We start from the raw sequence: 17,532 nt of genomic DNA, 5'->3' as shown, positions 1-17,532 counted from the left end.
CTTCGTCAAAGGCTGGCAGCAGCTGCACCAGCTGCGCAGCTCGACCAGCTTCCTGCCCTGGCTGCGGCAGATCACCCGCAACCTGGCCCGCGACTGGCTGCGCGCGCAGCGCGGCCGCCCGCTGACCGGCGACGCCGCCGAGGTCGCGCTGGGCATCGCCGCCGACCCGACGCCGGGTGCCGCCGACCGCCTGCAGCGGCTGGAAGAAGAAGTGGCCGCCGAGGACATCATCTCGGCCCTGCCCAGCGACAGCCGCGAAGTGCTGCTGCTCTACTACCGCGAAGGCCAGCGCTCCCAGCAGGTGGCTGACCTGCTGGGACTCAGCGATGCGGCCGTGCGCAAGCGCCTGTCACGTGCACGCGCGCAGGTGCGCGACGGCCTGCTGCAGCGCTTCGGCGATTTCGCCCGCAGCAGTGCGCCCAGTGCCGCGTTTGCGACAACGGTGGTGTCGATGGTGCTGATCGCTGCACCGGGCACGGCCAGCGCAGCGATCCTGCTGGGCACCGGGGTGGGCGTGGGCGGCAGCAAGCTGGGCCTGGGCGGCGTGAGTGCCGCCGGAGGTACCGCCATGGGTTCATTGACCGCCGCTGCCAGCCAGCTGCACCTGATTCCCGCCAGCAACTGGGGCGCCATTGCCGGTGGCGTGATCGGCGGCGTCGCCGGCAGCTATCTCGGCGGCCGCTTCCTGCTGCGCTTTGCAGACACCCCGCAGGAACGGGCGGCCGTGCGACGTTTCGTGCACCTCAATACGTTCACTGCGATGGTCGTCTGCACCAGCCTGTTGGTTTCGCTGATGCTGCAGGTGCCGCTGTGGCTGCAACTTGCCATTCTCGTCATCGGCCTGGGTACGGTGAACTACCAGTGTCTGGTGCCGCTGCAGCGCGTGATGGCCCCCATGATCGCGCGTGATTCGGCGCGGCGCGGCCGCAGCGGAACCAACTGGCAATACGAATCCGTCTACGGGCGCACCGGCATCATCGGCGCGAACGTCTTCGTGATCGCCCTGGTGGTGTATACGCTGATGCGCAGCGGAAACGTATAACGGACAACGCCGGCAGTCTGCCGGCGTTGTCGTCATTCACTGCGTCGACCCTCAGCGCTGCGGCGCCGGTGCGCCACCGTCACGCGGGCCGCCGTGGCGCGGGCCACCGTGCATCGGGCCTTTGGCGGCATCGAACTCGGCCTTGCTCAGCTGGCCGTCCTTGTTGGTGTCGGCGGCAGCGAACCAGGCGTCACGGTGCTGCTTCATGCGCAGCTCGCGGTCGGCCTTGTCCAGGTAGCCGTCCTTGTTGACGTCCATCTGGTCGAAACGCGCGGCCAGGCGCGGGTCGGCTTTCGCTTCCTCACGGCTGATGCGGCCGTCCTTGTTCACGTCCAGCTTGGCCATCCAGGCGCCCGGGCCACCACGACGGCCGTGCTTCCAGCGCGGCAGCTCGTCACGCGACAGCTTGCCATCCTTGTTCTTGTCCAGCTCGTCGAACTTCGCGGCCAGGCGCGGGTTCGCGGCGGCTTCACTGCGGTCGATGACGCCATCGCCATTGGTGTCCAGCTTGGCATGACGCTGCGCCGGGGCATTCGGGTCGGCCGGAGTATCGGCGGCCAGGGCGATGCCGGTGGCGGAGGTGCCCAGCAGCAGGGCCAGCAGCAGGGGGGTACGGATCATGGAGTCACTCCTGGTAAGGGGATTGCGTCATTGCGTCGAGGTGATCACTTCACCCTCGGGAGACAACAACGCCCGACCACGACATCGGTTGACGCAGCTGCCAGTTCCGTTCATCCGGCGGACAGTCGCGGCCATTGCGACACGCTGGGGCTATGCTGTGCCCATGGCGATCCACGGCGACAGAGACGACGAACTGAGACTGTTCCAGACCGGCGAGCACCCCTGCGGGTACTGGTCGGACCGCGTTGCGCGCGATCTGGTGCTGGACCCGCAGGACCGCCGCCTGGGCGGGCTGTACCCGCTGGCCCTGAGCTGGGGCTTCCGCCGCAGTGGCGACCTGGTCTACCGCCCGCACTGCGCGCAGTGCCATGCCTGCGTAGCCGTGCGCATCCCGGTGGCGCGCTTTGCCGCCGACCGCAGCCAGCGCCGCTGCGCCGCGCGCAATGCCGACCTGGAGGTGCGCATCACCGCCGCCATGCCGCGCCAGGACCTGTTCGACCTGTACCACCGCTACCTGACCCATCGCCACGCCAACGGCGGCATGGATGACCACGGACCGCACGAGTTCGAGCAGTTCCTGATCGGCAGCTGGTCGCATACCCGCTTCCTGGAGATGCGCCTGCCCGGCCATGACGGCCAGCCCAGCCAGCTGCTGGGTGTGGCGGTGACCGACGTGACCGAACACGGCCTGTCGGCGGTCTACACCTTCTTCGACCCGGACCATGCCGCGCGCGGCCTGGGCACCTTCGCCATCCTGCAGCAGATCGAATGGGCCCGGCGCGAGGCACTGCCACACCTGTACCTCGGCTACTGGATCCGCGACCACCAGAAGATGGACTACAAGCGCCGCTACCGCCCGCTGGAGGCCTATGACGGCCGCCGCTGGCATGATTTCGACAGCGATCTGGACGGACGCTGACAAACCGCTGACACCAGGCCGGGTGCACAATACGGCCCATGAACATCACCCGCCGCCATCCCCTGATCCTCGCCCTGGCCCTGCTCTGCGGCGCCAGCGCCCCCGCCTTCGCCAAGTCCCCTGAGATGACCGAAAAGCCGTCCTCGACGCTGCGCCTCGCCACCTACAACACCTCGCTGTATTCGGATGATGCCGGTGGCCTGATCAAGGAACTGGAAGGCAACAGCGAGCATGCGCGCAAGATCGCCGCGGTGCTGCAGCAGGTGCGCCCGGACCTGGTGCTGCTGAACGAATTCGACTTCGACGACGCCCACCGCGCCGCCGACCTGTTCCAGAAGCGCTACCTGGAAGTGGCCCAGCCCGGCGGCGGCAAGCCGCTGCACTTCGCCTACCGCTACCTGGCCCCGGTCAACACCGGCGTGCCCAGCGGCCTGGACCTGGACGGCAACGGCACGGTTGGCGGCGAAGGCCGCAGCCGTGGCAACGACGCCTGGGGCTACGGCCTGCACCCGGGCCAGTACGGCATGCTGGTGCTGTCGCGCTACCCGATCGACGAAGCCAAGGTGCGCAGCTTCCAGCTGCTGAAGTGGAGCACGATGCCCGGCGCGATCCGTCCGGTCGACCCGCGCACCGGCAAGAGCTTCTACAGCGACCAGGTGTGGTCGCAGCTGCGCCTGTCCTCGAAGTCGCATTGGGACGTGCCGGTGAAGACCCCGGCCGGCGTGGTCCACGCGCTGGTCTCGCACCCGACGCCGCCGGTGTTCGACGGCCCGGAAAAGCGCAATGCCGCGCGCAACCACGACGAACTGCGCCTGTGGCAGGAATACCTGTCGGCCGGCGACAAGCCCTGGCTGTGCGATGACAAGGGCCACTGCGGCGGCCTGGCCCAGGATGCGCGCTTTGTGATCTTCGGCGATCTGAACAACGACCCGGTGGACGGCGACGGTCGGCACGAGGCCATCGTCAACCTGATCGAGAACCCGCGCGTGCTGCGCTACCCCACCCCGCGCAGCGTCGGTGGCGAGCAGACCAGCCTGGCCTATGCGGCCAAGGGCATCCTGCGCAAGGGCGCGCCGTTCCACGCCACCGGCGATTTCGGCCCGAAGTCCGGCACCATGCGCCTGGATTACGTGCTGCCCTCGGCCGGCTTCGAGTACGTCGGCAGCGGCATCTTCTGGCCGGCCAATGAAAGCCCGGAAGCGAAGATCGCCGACGGCAGCGACCACCACCTGGTGTGGGTGGATGTGAAGTAGAGTCGACTGTTAGTCGACTGCATGGAAAACGTACCGACCAACGGTCGGTACCCACCGGGATGCGGCCGCCGGGCATGGCCCGGCGCTACCGTTTTACGGGCGCAGTTCGACGCCAATGGCTTCGGCGGCATCACGCGCGATGGCGCGGGCTTCGTCGATGGTCCCGGCGCGCGCCAGAGTCACGCCCACGCGGCGGTGGCCATGCACGCTCGGCTTGCCGAACAGGCGCACGGCGGTGTCCGGCACCTGCAGCGCGGCGGCCACGTTGTTGAAGTACGGCACGCCTTCGCCATGCGCCAGCAGCGCGCACGAGGCCGACGGACCGCTCTGGCGGATCACCGGAATCGGCAGGCCCAGGATCGCGCGTGCGTGCAGGGCGAATTCGCTCAGCTCCTGCGAGACCAGGGTCACCAGGCCGGTGTCGTGCGGGCGCGGCGAGACTTCACTGAACCACACCTCGTCGCCCTTCACGAACAGCTCGACGCCAAACAGGCCCCAGCCACCGAGATCGTCGGTGATCGCGCGCGAGATCTCCTCCGCACGCGCCAGCGCGGCGCTGGACATCGGCTGCGGCTGCCAGCTTTCGCGGTAGTCACCGTCCTTCTGCAGGTGGCCGATCGGCGCGCAGAACGAGGTGCCGCCGGCATGGCGCACGGTCAGCAGGGTGATCTCGTAATCGAAATCAATGAAGCCTTCGACGATGCAGCGGCCGGCACCGGCACGGCCGCCGGTCTGCGCGTAGTCCCACGCCGGGGCGATATCCGCTTCGCTGCGCAGGGTGCTCTGGCCCTTGCCCGAGGACGACATCACCGGCTTGACCACGCACGGCAGGCCGATGGCGGCCACGGCGGCGCGGTACTCGGCTTCGGTATCGACGAAGCGGTACGGCGAGGTCGGCAGGCCCAGGGTCTCGGCGGCCAGGCGGCGGATGCCTTCGCGATCCATGGTCAGGCGTGCGGCGCGTGCGGTCGGGATCACCCGCAGGCCCTGCTCCTGTTCCAGCTGGACCAGGGTCTCGGTGTGGATGGCCTCGATTTCCGGCACCACCAGGTGCGGCTGTTCCTGGGCGATCAGCGCGCGCAGCGCCATCGCGTCGAGCATGTCGATCACGTGCGAGCGGTGTGCGACCTGCATGGCCGGGGCATCGGCATAGCGGTCGGCGGCAATGACCTCCACGCCCAGGCGCTGCAGTTCGATGGCCACTTCCTTGCCAAGTTCGCCCGAGCCCAGCAGCAGTACGCGGGTGGCGGAGGGGGACAACGGGGTTCCAAGCTTGGCCATGGCGGGGGTCCGGCAGCGATGTGAAGGCGGGTGGGCATTCTAGCCGGTCTGTCCCGGCCAGCCGACGAACGGCACTTGTGGGTTGATATCAATTTGATATCGTTCTTTCGAACCCTCAAGGACGTACTGCCATGAAAGAGAAGTCGCTCTCCTCCCTCAACGGCCTGGGCATGCTGGCGGGCGCCCTGCTGGTCGCACTGGCTGGCGGCGGGCTGTTCGTGCTCGGCGTCGCGGCCAAGGCCAGCACCGGCTCGCCCAACCTGCTGATGCTGTTCGGCGGGCTGCTGATCGCCGCGCTGTCGATCTTCGCCATGGCCGGCCTGTACACCGTGCAGCCCAACCAGGCGGCGGTGCTGAGCCTGTTCGGCAAGTACGTGGGCACCGTCAAGGACAACGGCCTGCGCTGGAACAACCCCTTCTACAGCAAGCGCCGGGTCAGCCAGCGCGTGCGCAACTTCGAAAGCGGCAAGCTGAAGGTCAACGAGCTGGACGGCAGCCCGATCGAGATCGCCGCGGTGATCGTCTGGCAGGTGATCGATGCCTCCGAGGCGGTCTACAACGTGGACGATTACGAGAGCTTCGTGCACATCCAGTCCGAATCCGCCCTGCGCGCGATGGCCACCAGCTACCCGTACGACCAGCATGAAGAGGGCCAGCTGGCCCTGCGCAGCCACGCCAGCGAGATTTCCCAGCACCTGAAGAACGAGCTGGCCGAGCGCCTGGCCGACGCCGGCGTGCAGGTGATCGACGCGCGCATCAGCCACCTCGCCTACGCCGCCGAGATCGCCCAGGCGATGCTGCAGCGCCAGCAGGCCAACGCGGTGATCGCCGCGCGTACCCGCATCGTCGCCGGTGCGGTGGGAATGGTTGAAATGGCCTTGGCCGAACTGCAGAAGAACGGCGTGGTGCAGCTGGATGAAGAGCGCAAGGCGCACATGGTCAGCAACCTGCTGACCGTGCTGTGCTCGGACCGCGGCACCCAGCCGATCGTCAACGCTGGTTCGCTGTACTGAACCCTCGCAACGGGGCGCCCCCACCGCCCCGCCAGGAGCTTGCATGAGTGAGAAGAAAGCCTACCCGCTGCGTATCAACGCCGATGTCCTGGCCGCCGCGCAGCGCTGGGCTGACGACGAGTTGCGCAGCCTCAACGCGCAGATCGAATACGTGCTGCGCGACGCCCTGCGCAAGGCAGGACGGCTGCCGAAACCCAAGCCATCGTCGGAGGACAAGGAATGAGCAAGCGTTGGAGCTACCTGACCGTTGAAGTCAAAACGTCGCTGATGGGCCTGCAGAAGCCGGAGGACATCCAGGCCGAACTGAGCCGCCAGGGACAGCTCGGCTGGGAACTGGTCAACATCATCATCCCGGCGCCGATGCGCCCGGCCATGCTGGTCTTCAAGAAGGAGCAGTAACCATGCGCCTGCGCCCCTCCCTGTTTGCCGTCGCACTGGCCGCCTTCAGCGGCGGTGCCCTCGCCGCCGAGCCGCAGCAGGTGGCCTCGCAGCTGCTGGACCATCTGCAGGCCGGGCGCATGGCCGAGGCCGAAGCAATGTTCACCCCGCAGATGGCCCGCGCCGTACCGGCCGACAAGCTGCAGGGGCTGTGGCACTCGCTGGGTGAGCTGAAGCAGCGCGGCGCCGCCCACAGCAGCGAGCAACAGGGCGTGCACGTGGTGGAGGTGCCGCTGCAGTTCGCCAGCGGTGCGGTGGTCGCGCAGGTGGCGGTGGACGCGCAGGACAAGGTCGCCGGCCTGATGCTGCGCCCTGCCCCCGCAGCCAAGGCAGCGCCGCCGCCGGCCGACGCGAACTACAGCGAGGCCGATTTCAGCGTGCCGCAGGCGCGCGGCGCATTGCCGGCCACGCTGGCCCTGCCGAAGGGCAAGGGGCCATTCCCGGCGGTGCTGCTGGTGCATGGCTCGGGCCCGCAGGACCGTGACGAAACGATCGGCGCCAGCCGCCCGTTCCTCGACATCGCCCGCGGCCTGGCCGCGCAGGGCATCGCGGTGCTGCGCTACGACAAGCGCACCCTCGCCCGCCCGCAGGATTTCCAGGGCGGCAGCTTCACCGTCGATGACGAAACCACCGATGACGCGGTGGCCGCACTGACCGCGCTCGCCGCCGATCCGCGCATCGATGGCCGCCGCGTGTTCGTGCTCGGCCACAGCCAGGGCGGCATGCTGGCCCCGCGTATCGCCAGCCGCTGGCGGCAGGCGCGCGGCGCGATCCTGTGGGCGGCACCGGCACGCACCCTGCTGGAACTGCTGCCCGAGCAGAACCGCTACCTGCTCAGCCTGGACGGTGACATCAGCGCGCCGGAACAGGCCTTTCTGGACAAGCTGGACGCCCAGATCGCCGCCGCCCGTGGCAGCGCGCCGGTCGCCGCCAGCGAACTGCCGCTGGGCGTGCCGCAGACGTTCTGGAAGAGCATCGAAGCCGTCAACGCACGGGCCGATGCCAAGGCACTGCGCACGCCGCTGCTGATGCTGCACGGTGGCCGCGATTTCCAGGTACCCGATGCCGATTGGCAGCTGTGGAAGCAGGCACTGCAGGGCCGCAAGGATGTGCAGTGGCAGGCCTACCCGGCCCTCAACCATATCGGCGTGGCCGGCAGCGGTCCGAGCTCGCTGAAGGAGTACGCCCAGCCCGGGCACGTTGACCCGGCGCTGATCGCCGATGTCGCGCACTGGGTGGAGGCACAGCGATGAGCGGCAGCGATCCGCGCACGTTCGACGTTGCAGAGAGTTCGCCGCTGCGCGTGCTGTGGGTCCTCGGTCCGCTGCTGGTGGTCTTTGCCCTCTGCGTCTGGGCCGAGTTGAAGGACGCACCCGCCGATGCGCCGTGGATGGAGATCACCCTGTCGCCGCCGTTCTTCCGGATGTGGGGCAGCGCGGCCTGGAGCCTGGCGACGCTGGTGCTGATCGGTGCGGGCCTGGGCGTCGCGTTCTTCCGCCGCCGGGTCAGCCTGGCGGGCGATGTGCTGGACGTGCGCTCGACCCTGTACCGTCGCCGCACGCCGGTGGCACATATGCAGCTGGACCAGGCCGAGGTGGTCGACCTTGGCCGCGACCGCCGCTATGGCCTGCACATGAAGACCAACGGCTACTCGATGCCGGGCTTCTACTCGGGGCACTTCCGGCTGCAGGGCGGCAGCAAGGGCTTTGCTCTGGTCACTGATCGCCAGCAGACCCTGGTCATTCCCGTGCGCGGCGGCAGCACCCTGCTGCTCAGCCTGGACCGGCCGCAGGCCCTGCTGGACGCGCTGCGCAAGGTGGCTGCCACCCCGCCACCGCAGTAAGCTGCGGGCATGCACCGTCATGCCCCCCTGCTGATCAACACCGAGGCCGTGGAACTGTGGCCGGCCAACCTGCTGCGTGCGCGCAGCAACCTCGATGCGCGCCTGCTTGCGCGTGCGCGCTGGGTGCTGCGGCGCAAGCGCGATGGCCGCTATCTGGCGGCGGTGCTGCCGCAGGGCGTGCATTCGCTGGTGCCGCACCTGCCGCGCGAACCCGGCGTGGAGGACGCGCTGGCGCTGCTGGACGGCGCTGCCGCAGCGCGCCCATTTGCGGCGACCTTGGACGCACAGTGGCTGCCGCTGGCCGGCCTGCAGCAGCGCCTGCAGCAGCTGGGGCTGGATGCGCAGGAATACGCGCAGGACAGCGGTCTGGCGCTGGAGGCCGAACCCTGCGTGCTGCATTCTGCTGGCCGCGACCGCTTCGGCCGACCGCTGTGGCTGCGCCGTGGCGCCGCGCAGGGCTGGCGCCGCATGCGCCTGCATGCCGCGCGGGATGGGGTGGCCCTGGATGCGATCTCTGGCTTCCGCAGCCACGCTTACCAGCTGGGCATCTTCGAACGGAAACTCGCGCGCGGGCTGAGCGTGGCCGAAATCCTCAAGGTCAACGCGGCACCGGGGTTCAGTGAACACCACAGCGGCCATGCCCTGGACATCGGCACGCCGGGCGATGCCCCGGCCGAGGAAACCTTCGAAGCAACGGACGCGTTTGCCTGGCTGCAGGCGAATGCCGGCACGCATGGTTTCAGCCTGAGTTACCCCCGCGACAACCCGCACGGCATCGTCTACGAGCCGTGGCACTGGTGCTGGAAAGGCTCACTGTAGAGCCGAGCCCATGCTCGGCTCCGATCAAATGCAGCCGAGCGCAGGCTCGGCGCTACACGGATCACGCCGACCCACCCGGTAGCGCCGGGCCGTGCCCGGCGGCCGAAGTCGCAACGGCGTTCAGCGCCTCAGCGCGTTGATCGCCAGCAGCACCCACCCTGCCATCAGCGTGGTGCCGCCCACCGGCGCCAGCCGCGTCGGCCACTGCAACAGGGCCGCACCGGCGAGGCTGCCGGAGAACAGCAGCACGCCCAGCAACAGCACATACAGGCCCAGGTGGGCGATGGCCCCCTGCTGGCGCGGGCCCAGCGCCAGCAGCACCGCGCCGTGGGCGAAGGCATACAGCGCGGCCATGTTCAGATGCTGCTGGGCCAGCGGATCGGCCACGCCGTGCGCCGCGTAGGCGGACAGGCCGATCGAGGCCGCGGCCAGCAGCGCGCCCAGGCAGGCCAGCAGGGAAGGCTTACGCGCGCGTCGTTCCGGATTGAACATGACTGCTCCTTGCGCAGCGCCCCACGGGGCGCAGATCAAAAAAAACGCGCCGCAGGAAGCGGCGCGTTTTCGTATCCAACATTACATGGGTCAGCCGAGGCTTACTTGACGGCCCAGTAGATGTCGTAGGTACCTTCCGGGGTGAACGACTTTTCCAGACCGTCCTTCCAGGATTCGTACGGGCGATCGACCACTTCCGAACCGTTGGTCACAGCCCAGGCACGCAGGGCGTTGCGGGCGATGTCCAGGCCAGCCATGTGGCCGGTGTAGGCCGCGTGGGCCGAACGATGCGGAGCAACGCGGACGTACTTCACCGGTGCGCCACCGTCGATCTTGACGCTGAGTTCTTCAGCGGCGGTGCCCTCGGTACCCTTCTTCTTCACCGGCTGGGCGATGTCGAAGGCGTACTTCTCAGCACCGAAATCGGTGGTGATGATGCGGAACGGGCCAGCGGCTTCGAGACCATTGGCCTCCATCACGCGCTTGATCCACTCCTGGTTGTCCTTGATGGACTTGGTGATGGTGGCCTCGCCGCGGTCGACGTTACCGGCGTTGACGACCAGCAGGTCTTCAGCCGGCACTTCCACGATCGCCAGATCGGTCAGCGGGGCTTCGGCGGTGCGGTAGTCGACGTTCGGCACGGTGGCCAGCATGTTCGCCATCCGCGACAGACCCATCTTGATGTCATCGCCGATCTGGCGGCTGACATACAGGCCTGCGTAGCGGCCGAACAGGTCGAAGCCGTACTTCACCGAGTAATCCTGGGTGATCTTGACGTTGCGGCCACCCTTGCCGGTCGGCTCCAGGGTGAAGGTGGTCACCTTGTCGTGGCCCTTGGTCGGGTCCTCGACGGCAATCACAACGCGCTTGTTCTCTTCCGACTCGGTGATCTTCCAGGAACCGTTGCCCAGGTCCTTGGAGGAGAAGTCGAGAGTGGCACCGACGCCGGAGGCCGGGCCGGACAGCTTCAGATCAACGGCGGGATCGCGCAGTACCAGCGGGTTCCAGTCCTTGAAGCGGCGCAGGCTGTTGACCGTGTCGTACACGATCGTCATCTTGCGGTTGGTCTCGATGCTTTCGGTGATGTGACGCTCGCCCGGCAGACAGACGCCAATAATGACGAACAGGCCAGCCACGATCCCCAAGGCGATCAGGAACTCGATAATACGGGTCATTCAGAGAGTCTCCGGGGCCGATCCCACGGCCGGGTTGATTGAAGCGAAGCGCCAATCCTAGCAGGCTTCGCAGGCATTGTTTATCGGATTGGCGCACCGGTTTCCGTGCCGGCTGCGGATTTGTATGGACAAAGATTTTGAAGAGTAACGCATCCGGGGCCCCCGCAAGTAGGGGGCACCCTGCTCCGGCGCCCCGGGCCTGGCCCAAATCGTTGTCGCAAAAGGACTTTTTCAGACCAGCTGAAGTTCGAACGCCTTCAGCACGGCGCGGGTGCGGTCGCGCACCCCCAGCTTGGACAGGATGTTGGACACGTGATTCTTGATGGTCCCTTCGGCGACCCCCAATGAATTGGCGATCTCCTTGTTGGAGAAACCGCTGGCCATCAGGCGCAGGATCTCGGTCTCGCGGTCGGTCAGCGGGTCCGGGCGGTCCAGGCTGACGAAGTCGTTGCGCATGTGCTCCAGGCCCGACAGCAGGCGCTGGGTCACCGCCGGCTGCACCAGCGAACCGCCGTCGGCGACGGTGCGGATGGCACCGACCAGCTGCGCCAGGGTGACGTCCTTGAGCAGGTAGCCCTTGGCACCGGCCTTCAGCCCGGCCAGCACCAGCTGGTCGTCGTCGAAGGTGGTCAGGATGATGGTCGGCGGCAGCTGTTCCTGGCGCGACAGCACCTGCAGCGCCTCCAGGCCCGACATCACCGGCATGCGCATGTCCATCAGGACCACGTCCGGACGCACCTGCGGCACCAGTTCGACGGCCTGGCGGCCATCGGCGGCCTCGGCCACCACTTCGATACCGTCGTCGAGCGCCAGCAGGGAGCGGATTCCCTGCCGCACCAGGGTTTGGTCATCGACCAGGCAGACGCGAATCATCAACGCACTCCTTCAGGAACCTCGGTGAGGGCCGCCAGTACCGTTGCCGGAACCGTGGCCCGCAGGCGGAAGCCTTCGCCGGGGTGGGTATCCACCTGCAGCTGGCCGCCACATTGTTGCAGGCGTTCGCGCATCCCGCGCAAGCCATTGCCCGCATTGACCATCTGTGCGCCGACGCCGTCGTCGCGGGCGTCCACCACCACCAGGCCAGGCACCTCACGGTACACCCGGATCCACAGGTGGCGCGCCTGGGCGTGGCGCACCGCGTTGGTGATGATCTCCTGGGTGCAGCGCAGCAGCACGTGGGCGCGCTGCGGGTCTTCCACGTTCAGCGGCTCCTCCACGTCCAGCACGATGTCCAGCGAGGGCACGTTCTCGGTAAGCGGGCGCAGCGCGGCGGCCAGGTCGATGGCGCCGGTCTCGCGCAGCTGGCTGACCACCTCGCGCACGTTGCCCAGCAGCAGCTTGGCCAGGGTATGCGAGCGCTTGACGTGCTCCAGCGCCTGGCCCTCGGCCAGGTGTCCGGCCACTTCCAGGTTCAGGGTCAGCGCGGTCAGCTGGTGGCCCAGCACATCGTGCAGCTCGCGCGAGATGCGGGTGCGCTCGTTGACCCGGGCGCTTTCGGCCAGCAGGGCGCGGGTCGCGCGCAGCTCGGCGTTCAGGCGGCGCTGCTCGTCGCGGGCCTCGGTCTGCTGTCGCGCGACCAGGCTGGTCACGAAGATGAACATGGAGAAGCCGCCATACAGCAGCGACTGCATCACCGCCTCGAACAGCGGGAAGCGCAGCAGCATGTAATAGACCGGCGCCACGGCCAGCTGGCTGACCAGCAGCCACAGCACGCCCAGCCGCACCGACAGCATCCACGGGATGACCCCGGCGGCGACCATCATCAGGATGCTGCCCAGGCCCGAGCCGCTGAGGAAGCTGACCCCCAGCGCGGACACGGTGAGCAGCAGCAGCAGGCCGCGGTCCAGCCAGGTGGTGTGGCTGTCGCTGCGCAGCGAGCGGGTCAGCCGGAAGTAGGCCGCGCCAAAGGACAGGTACGCCAGGAACAGCAGCACGGCCCAGCCGCCCATGTCGGCACGGGCATGCAGGTTCTCGAACTGCGAATAGGCCAGGGGCAGGCCGACCATGACCCAGGTAAACAGGCCGGCCAGTCGCAGGACACGGGTATGGCTGAGGACTCCCAACATGCCAGCACTCTACGGTTGAAGCCTGCCTGCTGCACTCTGGCGGAAGTCATGCATGCCCTTCCCCCTGTTCATGCCGCAGCCCGCCCCGGGCATGCAATAATCGTGCGCAGGGTCCGTTGATGGACCAACCGCGTTACCCCACGGAGTCACAATGTCGATTGTCATCCGCGACGTGCGCGAGCACGAGCTCGATTCCGTCCTGGCGTTGAACAACAATGCTGGCCTGGCCATCCTTCCGCTGGATGCCGCACGCCTGCACCTGTTCTACGAAACCGCTGAATATTTCCGCGTCGCCGAGCGCGACGGCAACCTGGCCGGCTTCCTGATCGGCTTCGGCAGCGACAGCCAGCACGACAGCAGCAACTTCGCCTGGTTCAAGCAGCAGCTGGCCACGCCCTTCTTCTATATCGACCGCATCGTGGTCGCCAGCCGCCGTCGCGGTGGTGGCGTCGGCCGTGCGTTCTATGCCGATGCGCAGAGCTTTGCCGAGCTGCGCTACCCGCAGATGACCTGCGAGGTGTTCCTGGACCACGGCGCCGACGCCGCCCTGCTCTTCCACGGCAGCTTCGGCTTCCGCGAGCTGGGCCAGAACACCATGCCGCACGTCGACGTGCGCGCCAGCATGCTGGCCAAGGAACTGTGCAGCTACCCGTGGGTCCACGAGACCTACGGCGGCAAGCTGCCGGATGTGGCATGGGCGCGTGACCGGCAGCTGCCGGTGCAGGCACAGCGGCCGACGGGGACCTGAGCGTGGCGGTGAATTTCGATTACGAACAGGCCGGTGAACTGAAGATCGGCCAGGTGGGCATCGCCAACCTGCGCATCCGTACCCTTGATGTCGAACGCCTCGTGCAGGAAATGCAGGAGCGCGTGAACCGTGCGCCGAAGCTGTTCGGCCGCGCGGCGGTCATCCTCGATTTCGGCGGCCTGAGCCAGGTGCCCGACGCGGCCACCGCGCAGGCGCTGGTGGATGGCCTGCGCAGCGCCGGCGTGCTGCCGGTGGCGCTGGCCTATGGCACCACGGCGGTCGACCTGCTCTCGCAGCAGTTGGGCCTGCCGCTGCTGGCCAAGTTCCGTGCGCAGTACGAGCGTGCCGAGGCCGAACCGGCCCCGCCGCCGCCCGCGCCCGCACCGGAACCGCGTCGTGCCGCCAAGGCCGAACCGGCCCCGGCCCCCGTCGCACCGGTGGGCAACGCCGCCGATGCGGCCGCACCGCAGCCGGGCCGCATGCAGCTGGGCAACGTGCGCTCGGGCCAGCAGCTGTACGCGGAAAACTGCGACCTGACCGTGATGGCCACCGTCGGCGCAGGCGCCGAGGTCATCGCCGACGGCAGCATTCATATCTACGGGACCCTGCGCGGCCGCGCGCTGGCAGGGGCCCAGGGCAACACCGCGGCACGTATTTTCTGCCGTGATTTCCATGCGGAACTGGTCGCCATTGCAGGCCACTACAAGGTACTGGACGATGTGCCGGACAACCTGCGCGGCAAGGCCGTGCAGGTGTGGCTGGAACAGGACCAGATCAAGATCGCTGCGCTGGACTGACGCAGCCCCAAAACAGAATCATCAGGAGAAGTCCTTTGGCTGAAATCATCGTAGTCACCTCCGGCAAGGGCGGCGTCGGCAAGACCACTTCCAGCGCGAGCCTGGCGTGCGGCCTCGCACGGCGCGGCAAGAAGGTGGCCGTGATCGACTTCGACGTCGGCCTGCGCAACCTCGACCTGATCATGGGTTGCGAGCGCCGCGTGGTGTACGACTTCGTCAACGTCGTGCACGGCGAAGCGACGCTCAAGCAGGCCCTCATCAAGGACAAGCGCTTCGACAACCTGTACGTGCTGGCTGCCTCGCAGACCCGCGACAAGGATGCGCTGACCCAGGAAGGCGTGGGCAAGGTCCTGAAGGACCTGGCCGCCGACGGCTTCGATTACATCATCTGCGACTCCCCGGCCGGCATCGAGAAGGGCGCCTTCCTGGCGATGTACTTCGCCGACCGCGCCGTGGTGGTGGTGAACCCGGAAGTGTCCTCGGTGCGCGATTCGGACCGCATCATCGGCCTGCTGGATTCGAAGACCCACAAGGCCGAATCGGGCCAGAACGTGCCGGCCTTCCTGCTGCTGACCCGCTACACCCCGGTGCGCGTGGAAAGCGGTGAGATGCTGAGCATCGCCGACGTCGAGGAAGTGCTGGGCCTGAAGGCGATCGGCGTGATCCCCGAATCGGGCGACGTGCTCAATGCCTCCAACAAGGGCGAGCCGGTCATCCTGGACGTGGAGTCGGCCGCCGGCCAGGCCTACGACGATGCCGTTGCACGCATCCTCGGCGAAGAGCGCCCGATGCGCTTCACCAACGTCGAGAAGAAGGGCTTCTTCAGCAAGCTGTTCGGAGGGTAAGCATGGGCCTGTTCGATTTCCTCAAAGCGAAGAAGACCACCGCCGAAACCGCGAAGAACCGCCTGCAGATCATCATCGCGCAGGAACGCAGCAACCGCGGTGGCCCGGACTATCTGCCGCTGCTGCAGCGCGAGCTGCTGGAAGTGATCAAGAAGTACGTCAACATCGACGTCGACGCGGTGAAGGTCGACCTGGTGAAGGATGGCCAGCATGATGTGCTGGACATCTCCGTGGCGCTGCCTGAAGGCCCGGAAAAACCCTGACCCCCTGCCCCGCCCGTGCCTGCATGGGCGGGGCCGCGTGACCCCGCATGACCGACACCGCACCCGAACCGAACGTCACTCGCGTCGGCGATATCGCCTTCGCCGATGCGCAGCGGCTGCTCGCCGCGCATGACCTGCGCCTGCACCACGTGGCGGCCGGTGCGCCGATTCCCGGCAGCTACTGGGGCGAACCCGAGGCCGGCATCATCGCCAGCGACGTCTACGTGCGCGACGATACGCCGGTGCATTCGATGCTGCATGAAGCCTGCCACCTGATCGTGCTGCCGCCGGAGCGGCGCGCGCAGGTGCATACCGACGCCACCGACTCGGTGCCCGAGGAAGATGCCACCTGCTACCTGCAGATCGTGCTGGCCGGGCAGCTGCCCGGCGTGGGCAGCGAGCAGCTGATGGCAGACATGGATGCGTGGGGGTATACGTATCGGCTGGGGTCGACCAAGGCTTGGTTCGAACAGGACGCGGAAGATGCGCGGGCGTGGTTGCTCGAACGCGGGTTGCCAGTGGCGTAAAGCATCCACGCATGGCGTGGCTCTACTGTAGAGCCGCGCCCATGCTCGGCTGCTCTTCGCCGTTACCAGCGCGAGTGCACAACCCAAAGCAGCCGAGCATGGGCTCGGCTCTACAGGATCAACCCTGCCCCGCCAGCGCGCGCAGGGTGATGCCGACGATGTACGCCAGGTACGTGCCGGTGGCATAGCCCATCGTGCCCAGCAGAACGCCCACCGGCGCCAATGCCGGATGGAAGGCCGCAGCCACCACCGGCGCCGAGGCCGGGCCACCGATGTTCGACTGCGAACCGATGGCGAAATAGAAGAACGGCACCTTCAGCAGCTTGCCCAGGCACCACAGCAGGGCGATGTGCACGGCGATCCAGATGATGCCGAGCAGGAACAGCCACGGGCGGTCCAGCAGCGCCAGAAGGTCCATCTGCATGCCGATGCAGGCGATCAGGAAGTACAGCAGCAGCGAGCCCAGGCGCGAGGCGCCCGCGCCTTCCAGAGTGCGCGCGCGGGTGAAGCTCAGGCTCAGGCCCAGCGTGGTCGACAGCACCACCACCCACACGAACGGCGCATCCAGGCTGAACTGCGAGGCCCAGCTCACATTGCCCTTGAACCAGGCCGCCAGCGGCGCGCCGATGGCGTGCGACAGGCCGACGCCGCCGAAGGCAACCGCCACGATCAGCATCAGGTCGGTCAGGCTGGGAATGCGCTCGTGCTCGGCCTGGAAGCGCGCGATGCGCTCCTTCAGTTCATCGATCGCCGAGGTATCGGCGCCACTGCGCGCATCGATCTTCGCCGCACGCCCGGCCAGGAAGATCAGCGCGGCCATCCACACGTAACCCACGCCGACATCGACCACGGCGAACTGGCCGAAGGTGGTCGCGTTGACGTCGAAGACTTCGCGCATCGCCAGCATGTTCGCGCCGCCACCGATCCAGCTGCCGGCCAGTGCGGCCATGCCGGCCCAGGTGTCGCCGGCCACGGTATCGGGATGGATCGCGCGCATCACCAGGAAGGCCACCACCGCGCCGAGCATGATGCTGGCCGAAGCGCCCAGGTACATCAGCACCAGCTTCGGGCCCAACCGCAGGATGCCCTTGATGTCCACCGCCAAGGTCAGCAGGATCAGCGCCGCCGGCAGCAGGATGTCGCGTGCGATGGGGTTGTAGAGCTTGGTGTTCTGGCCGTCGATCAGGCCGATGGTGTTGTAGATGCCGGGAATGAGGTAGCACAGCAGCAGGGCCGGCACGAAGGTGTAGAAGCGTTTCCACAGCCCCTGTTCGCGCGAGGCGGTCCAGAACACGGCGCCGAGGGTGGCGGCGATCAAACCGAAGACGACGATGTCGTTCTGGATCAGGGCGGTCGAAGGCATGCAGGCGCTCGTGTAGAGCCGAGCCAT

At 67.6% G+C, this 17,532-nt stretch carries 21 protein-coding genes; 14 read left to right on the top strand and 7 right to left on the bottom strand.

All coding sequences use genetic code 11. The features are described 5' to 3' along the window. The coding region (locus DCO49_RS15295) for a sigma-70 family RNA polymerase sigma factor (RefSeq protein ID WP_133249438.1) at positions 1 to 1,042 on the top strand (1,042 nt) is incomplete at its 5' end. 51 nt (positions 1,043 to 1,093) lie between these two features. Here DCO49_RS15295 and DCO49_RS15290 read toward each other — a convergent pair. Next, on the bottom strand, positions 1,094 to 1,663 hold the full coding sequence (locus DCO49_RS15290) for an EF-hand domain-containing protein (protein ID WP_116864758.1): 570 nt from the start codon (positions 1,661 to 1,663) through the stop codon (positions 1,094 to 1,096). Positions 1,664 to 1,826: 163 nt separating this feature from the next. Between DCO49_RS15290 and DCO49_RS15285 the strand changes: the two genes are divergently transcribed. Next, entirely contained in the window at positions 1,827 to 2,582 is a 756-nt protein-coding gene (locus tag DCO49_RS15285; protein WP_116864757.1) for an arginyltransferase, read from the top strand. 38 nt (positions 2,583 to 2,620) lie between these two features. Further along, positions 2,621 to 3,835 (top strand): endonuclease/exonuclease/phosphatase family protein, encoded by a 1,215-nt coding sequence (locus DCO49_RS15280; RefSeq protein WP_116864756.1) that lies wholly within the window; start codon positions 2,621 to 2,623, stop codon positions 3,833 to 3,835. A 93-nt stretch (positions 3,836 to 3,928) separates the two neighbouring features. On the opposite strand, the gene purT is transcribed toward DCO49_RS15280, so the two are convergent. Further along, complete coding sequence (gene purT / locus DCO49_RS15275) at positions 3,929 to 5,116, bottom strand: formate-dependent phosphoribosylglycinamide formyltransferase (protein WP_116864755.1); 1,188 nt, start codon at positions 5,114 to 5,116, stop codon at positions 3,929 to 3,931. 131 nt (positions 5,117 to 5,247) lie between these two features. Here purT and DCO49_RS15270 point away from each other — a divergent pair, with 131 nt between their 5' ends. The 6 genes from DCO49_RS15270 to DCO49_RS15245 are packed head-to-tail and all read left to right on the top strand — an operon-like array spanning position 5,248 to position 9,229. Beyond that, on the top strand, positions 5,248 to 6,129 hold the full coding sequence (locus DCO49_RS15270; protein ID WP_116864754.1) for an SPFH domain-containing protein: 882 nt from the start codon (positions 5,248 to 5,250) through the stop codon (positions 6,127 to 6,129). A gap of 43 nt (positions 6,130 to 6,172) precedes the next feature. Continuing rightward, a complete protein-coding gene (locus DCO49_RS15265) occupies positions 6,173 to 6,352 on the top strand; it encodes an Arc family DNA binding domain-containing protein (RefSeq protein WP_079221055.1) in 180 nt (59 codons plus the stop codon). Further along, entirely contained in the window at positions 6,349 to 6,528 is a 180-nt protein-coding gene (locus DCO49_RS15260; protein ID WP_108768165.1) for a DUF4177 domain-containing protein, read from the top strand. The genes DCO49_RS15265 and DCO49_RS15260 overlap by 4 nt, the downstream gene beginning before the upstream one ends. Positions 6,529 to 6,530: 2 nt before the next feature. After that, positions 6,531 to 7,820, top strand: a complete 1,290-nt coding sequence (locus tag DCO49_RS15255) for an alpha/beta fold hydrolase (RefSeq protein WP_116864753.1) — start codon at positions 6,531 to 6,533, stop codon at positions 7,818 to 7,820. Then, complete coding sequence (locus DCO49_RS15250) at positions 7,817 to 8,410, top strand: PH domain-containing protein (RefSeq protein ID WP_116864752.1); 594 nt, start codon at positions 7,817 to 7,819, stop codon at positions 8,408 to 8,410. Before DCO49_RS15255 ends, DCO49_RS15250 begins: the two co-directional genes overlap by 4 nt. Positions 8,411 to 8,419: 9 nt before the next feature. Beyond that, positions 8,420 to 9,229 carry a M15 family metallopeptidase gene (locus tag DCO49_RS15245; protein ID WP_116864751.1) on the top strand — a complete coding sequence of 270 codons (810 nt, stop codon included), beginning with the start codon at positions 8,420 to 8,422 and terminating at the stop codon, positions 9,227 to 9,229. 120 nt (positions 9,230 to 9,349) lie between these two features. On the opposite strand, the gene DCO49_RS15240 is transcribed toward DCO49_RS15245, so the two are convergent. The 4 genes from DCO49_RS15240 to DCO49_RS15225 all read right to left on the bottom strand — a co-directional run bounded on the left by DCO49_RS15240 (position 9,350) and on the right by DCO49_RS15225 (position 12,962). Continuing rightward, positions 9,350 to 9,721, bottom strand: a complete 372-nt coding sequence (locus tag DCO49_RS15240) for a DUF423 domain-containing protein (protein WP_116864750.1) — start codon at positions 9,719 to 9,721, stop codon at positions 9,350 to 9,352. Positions 9,722 to 9,822: 101 nt separating this feature from the next. Continuing rightward, a complete protein-coding gene (locus DCO49_RS15235) occupies positions 9,823 to 10,896 on the bottom strand; it encodes an SRPBCC family protein (protein ID WP_116864749.1) in 1,074 nt (357 codons plus the stop codon). A 231-nt stretch (positions 10,897 to 11,127) separates the two neighbouring features. After that, positions 11,128 to 11,769, bottom strand: coding sequence for a response regulator transcription factor (locus DCO49_RS15230; RefSeq protein WP_108746175.1), 642 nt, complete (start codon positions 11,767 to 11,769; stop codon positions 11,128 to 11,130). Continuing rightward, on the bottom strand, positions 11,769 to 12,962 hold the full coding sequence (locus DCO49_RS15225; RefSeq protein WP_108768159.1) for a sensor histidine kinase: 1,194 nt from the start codon (positions 12,960 to 12,962) through the stop codon (positions 11,769 to 11,771). The genes DCO49_RS15230 and DCO49_RS15225 overlap by 1 nt, the downstream gene beginning before the upstream one ends. Positions 12,963 to 13,113: 151 nt before the next feature. Between DCO49_RS15225 and DCO49_RS15220 the strand changes: the two genes are divergently transcribed. The 5 genes from DCO49_RS15220 to DCO49_RS15200 are packed head-to-tail and all read left to right on the top strand — an operon-like array spanning position 13,114 to position 16,142. Then, positions 13,114 to 13,710 carry a GNAT family N-acetyltransferase gene (locus DCO49_RS15220; RefSeq protein WP_108764416.1) on the top strand — a complete coding sequence of 199 codons (597 nt, stop codon included), beginning with the start codon at positions 13,114 to 13,116 and terminating at the stop codon, positions 13,708 to 13,710. Between the two features lie 8 nt (positions 13,711 to 13,718). After that, positions 13,719 to 14,507 (top strand): septum site-determining protein MinC, encoded by a 789-nt coding sequence (gene minC, locus DCO49_RS15215; RefSeq protein WP_165835737.1) that lies wholly within the window; start codon positions 13,719 to 13,721, stop codon positions 14,505 to 14,507. A gap of 35 nt (positions 14,508 to 14,542) precedes the next feature. Beyond that, entirely contained in the window at positions 14,543 to 15,352 is an 810-nt protein-coding gene (gene minD, locus DCO49_RS15210) for a septum site-determining protein MinD (protein WP_108755675.1), read from the top strand. Positions 15,353 to 15,354: 2 nt separating this feature from the next. Next, positions 15,355 to 15,615, top strand: coding sequence for a cell division topological specificity factor MinE (gene minE, locus DCO49_RS15205; RefSeq protein ID WP_079221044.1), 261 nt, complete (start codon positions 15,355 to 15,357; stop codon positions 15,613 to 15,615). Positions 15,616 to 15,662: 47 nt separating this feature from the next. Further along, positions 15,663 to 16,142: a hypothetical protein gene (locus DCO49_RS15200; RefSeq protein ID WP_116864747.1), complete on the top strand. Its 480-nt coding sequence runs from the start codon at positions 15,663 to 15,665 to the stop codon at positions 16,140 to 16,142. Between the two features lie 118 nt (positions 16,143 to 16,260). Here the strand turns inward: DCO49_RS15200 and DCO49_RS15195 are convergent, their stop codons facing one another. Then, positions 16,261 to 17,505, bottom strand: coding sequence for a DUF819 family protein (locus tag DCO49_RS15195; protein WP_116864759.1), 1,245 nt, complete (start codon positions 17,503 to 17,505; stop codon positions 16,261 to 16,263). Positions 17,506 to 17,532: the final 27 nt, after the last annotated feature.

Source organism: Stenotrophomonas sp. SPM, from assembly GCF_003105135.1.
Classification (GTDB): Bacteria; Pseudomonadota; Gammaproteobacteria; order Xanthomonadales; family Xanthomonadaceae; genus Stenotrophomonas.
The sequence above is the reverse complement of the archived record's forward strand: the minus strand, read 5'-3'. Positions and strand labels throughout refer to the sequence as shown.

What these genes read in the sequence shown, in the direction of transcription:
- DCO49_RS15290 (WP_116864758.1), bottom strand. Translation starts at nt 1,663, where the DNA reads ATGATCCGTACCCCCCTGCTGCTGGCCCTGCTGCTGGGCACCTCCGCC.
- DCO49_RS15285 (WP_116864757.1), top strand. Translation starts at nt 1,827, where the DNA reads ATGGCGATCCACGGCGACAGAGACGACGAACTGAGACTGTTCCAGACC.
- DCO49_RS15280 (WP_116864756.1), top strand. Translation starts at nt 2,621, where the DNA reads ATGAACATCACCCGCCGCCATCCCCTGATCCTCGCCCTGGCCCTGCTC.
- purT (WP_116864755.1), bottom strand. Translation starts at nt 5,116, where the DNA reads ATGGCCAAGCTTGGAACCCCGTTGTCCCCCTCCGCCACCCGCGTACTG.
- DCO49_RS15270 (WP_116864754.1), top strand. Translation starts at nt 5,248, where the DNA reads ATGAAAGAGAAGTCGCTCTCCTCCCTCAACGGCCTGGGCATGCTGGCG.
- DCO49_RS15265 (WP_079221055.1), top strand. Translation starts at nt 6,173, where the DNA reads ATGAGTGAGAAGAAAGCCTACCCGCTGCGTATCAACGCCGATGTCCTG.
- DCO49_RS15260 (WP_108768165.1), top strand. Translation starts at nt 6,349, where the DNA reads ATGAGCAAGCGTTGGAGCTACCTGACCGTTGAAGTCAAAACGTCGCTG.
- DCO49_RS15255 (WP_116864753.1), top strand. Translation starts at nt 6,531, where the DNA reads ATGCGCCTGCGCCCCTCCCTGTTTGCCGTCGCACTGGCCGCCTTCAGC.
- DCO49_RS15250 (WP_116864752.1), top strand. Translation starts at nt 7,817, where the DNA reads ATGAGCGGCAGCGATCCGCGCACGTTCGACGTTGCAGAGAGTTCGCCG.
- DCO49_RS15245 (WP_116864751.1), top strand. Translation starts at nt 8,420, where the DNA reads ATGCACCGTCATGCCCCCCTGCTGATCAACACCGAGGCCGTGGAACTG.
- DCO49_RS15240 (WP_116864750.1), bottom strand. Translation starts at nt 9,721, where the DNA reads ATGTTCAATCCGGAACGACGCGCGCGTAAGCCTTCCCTGCTGGCCTGC.
- DCO49_RS15235 (WP_116864749.1), bottom strand. Translation starts at nt 10,896, where the DNA reads ATGACCCGTATTATCGAGTTCCTGATCGCCTTGGGGATCGTGGCTGGC.
- DCO49_RS15230 (WP_108746175.1), bottom strand. Translation starts at nt 11,769, where the DNA reads ATGATTCGCGTCTGCCTGGTCGATGACCAAACCCTGGTGCGGCAGGGA.
- DCO49_RS15225 (WP_108768159.1), bottom strand. Translation starts at nt 12,962, where the DNA reads ATGTTGGGAGTCCTCAGCCATACCCGTGTCCTGCGACTGGCCGGCCTG.
- DCO49_RS15220 (WP_108764416.1), top strand. Translation starts at nt 13,114, where the DNA reads ATGTCGATTGTCATCCGCGACGTGCGCGAGCACGAGCTCGATTCCGTC.
- minE (WP_079221044.1), top strand. Translation starts at nt 15,355, where the DNA reads ATGGGCCTGTTCGATTTCCTCAAAGCGAAGAAGACCACCGCCGAAACC.
- DCO49_RS15200 (WP_116864747.1), top strand. Translation starts at nt 15,663, where the DNA reads ATGACCGACACCGCACCCGAACCGAACGTCACTCGCGTCGGCGATATC.
- DCO49_RS15195 (WP_116864759.1), bottom strand. Translation starts at nt 17,505, where the DNA reads ATGCCTTCGACCGCCCTGATCCAGAACGACATCGTCGTCTTCGGTTTG.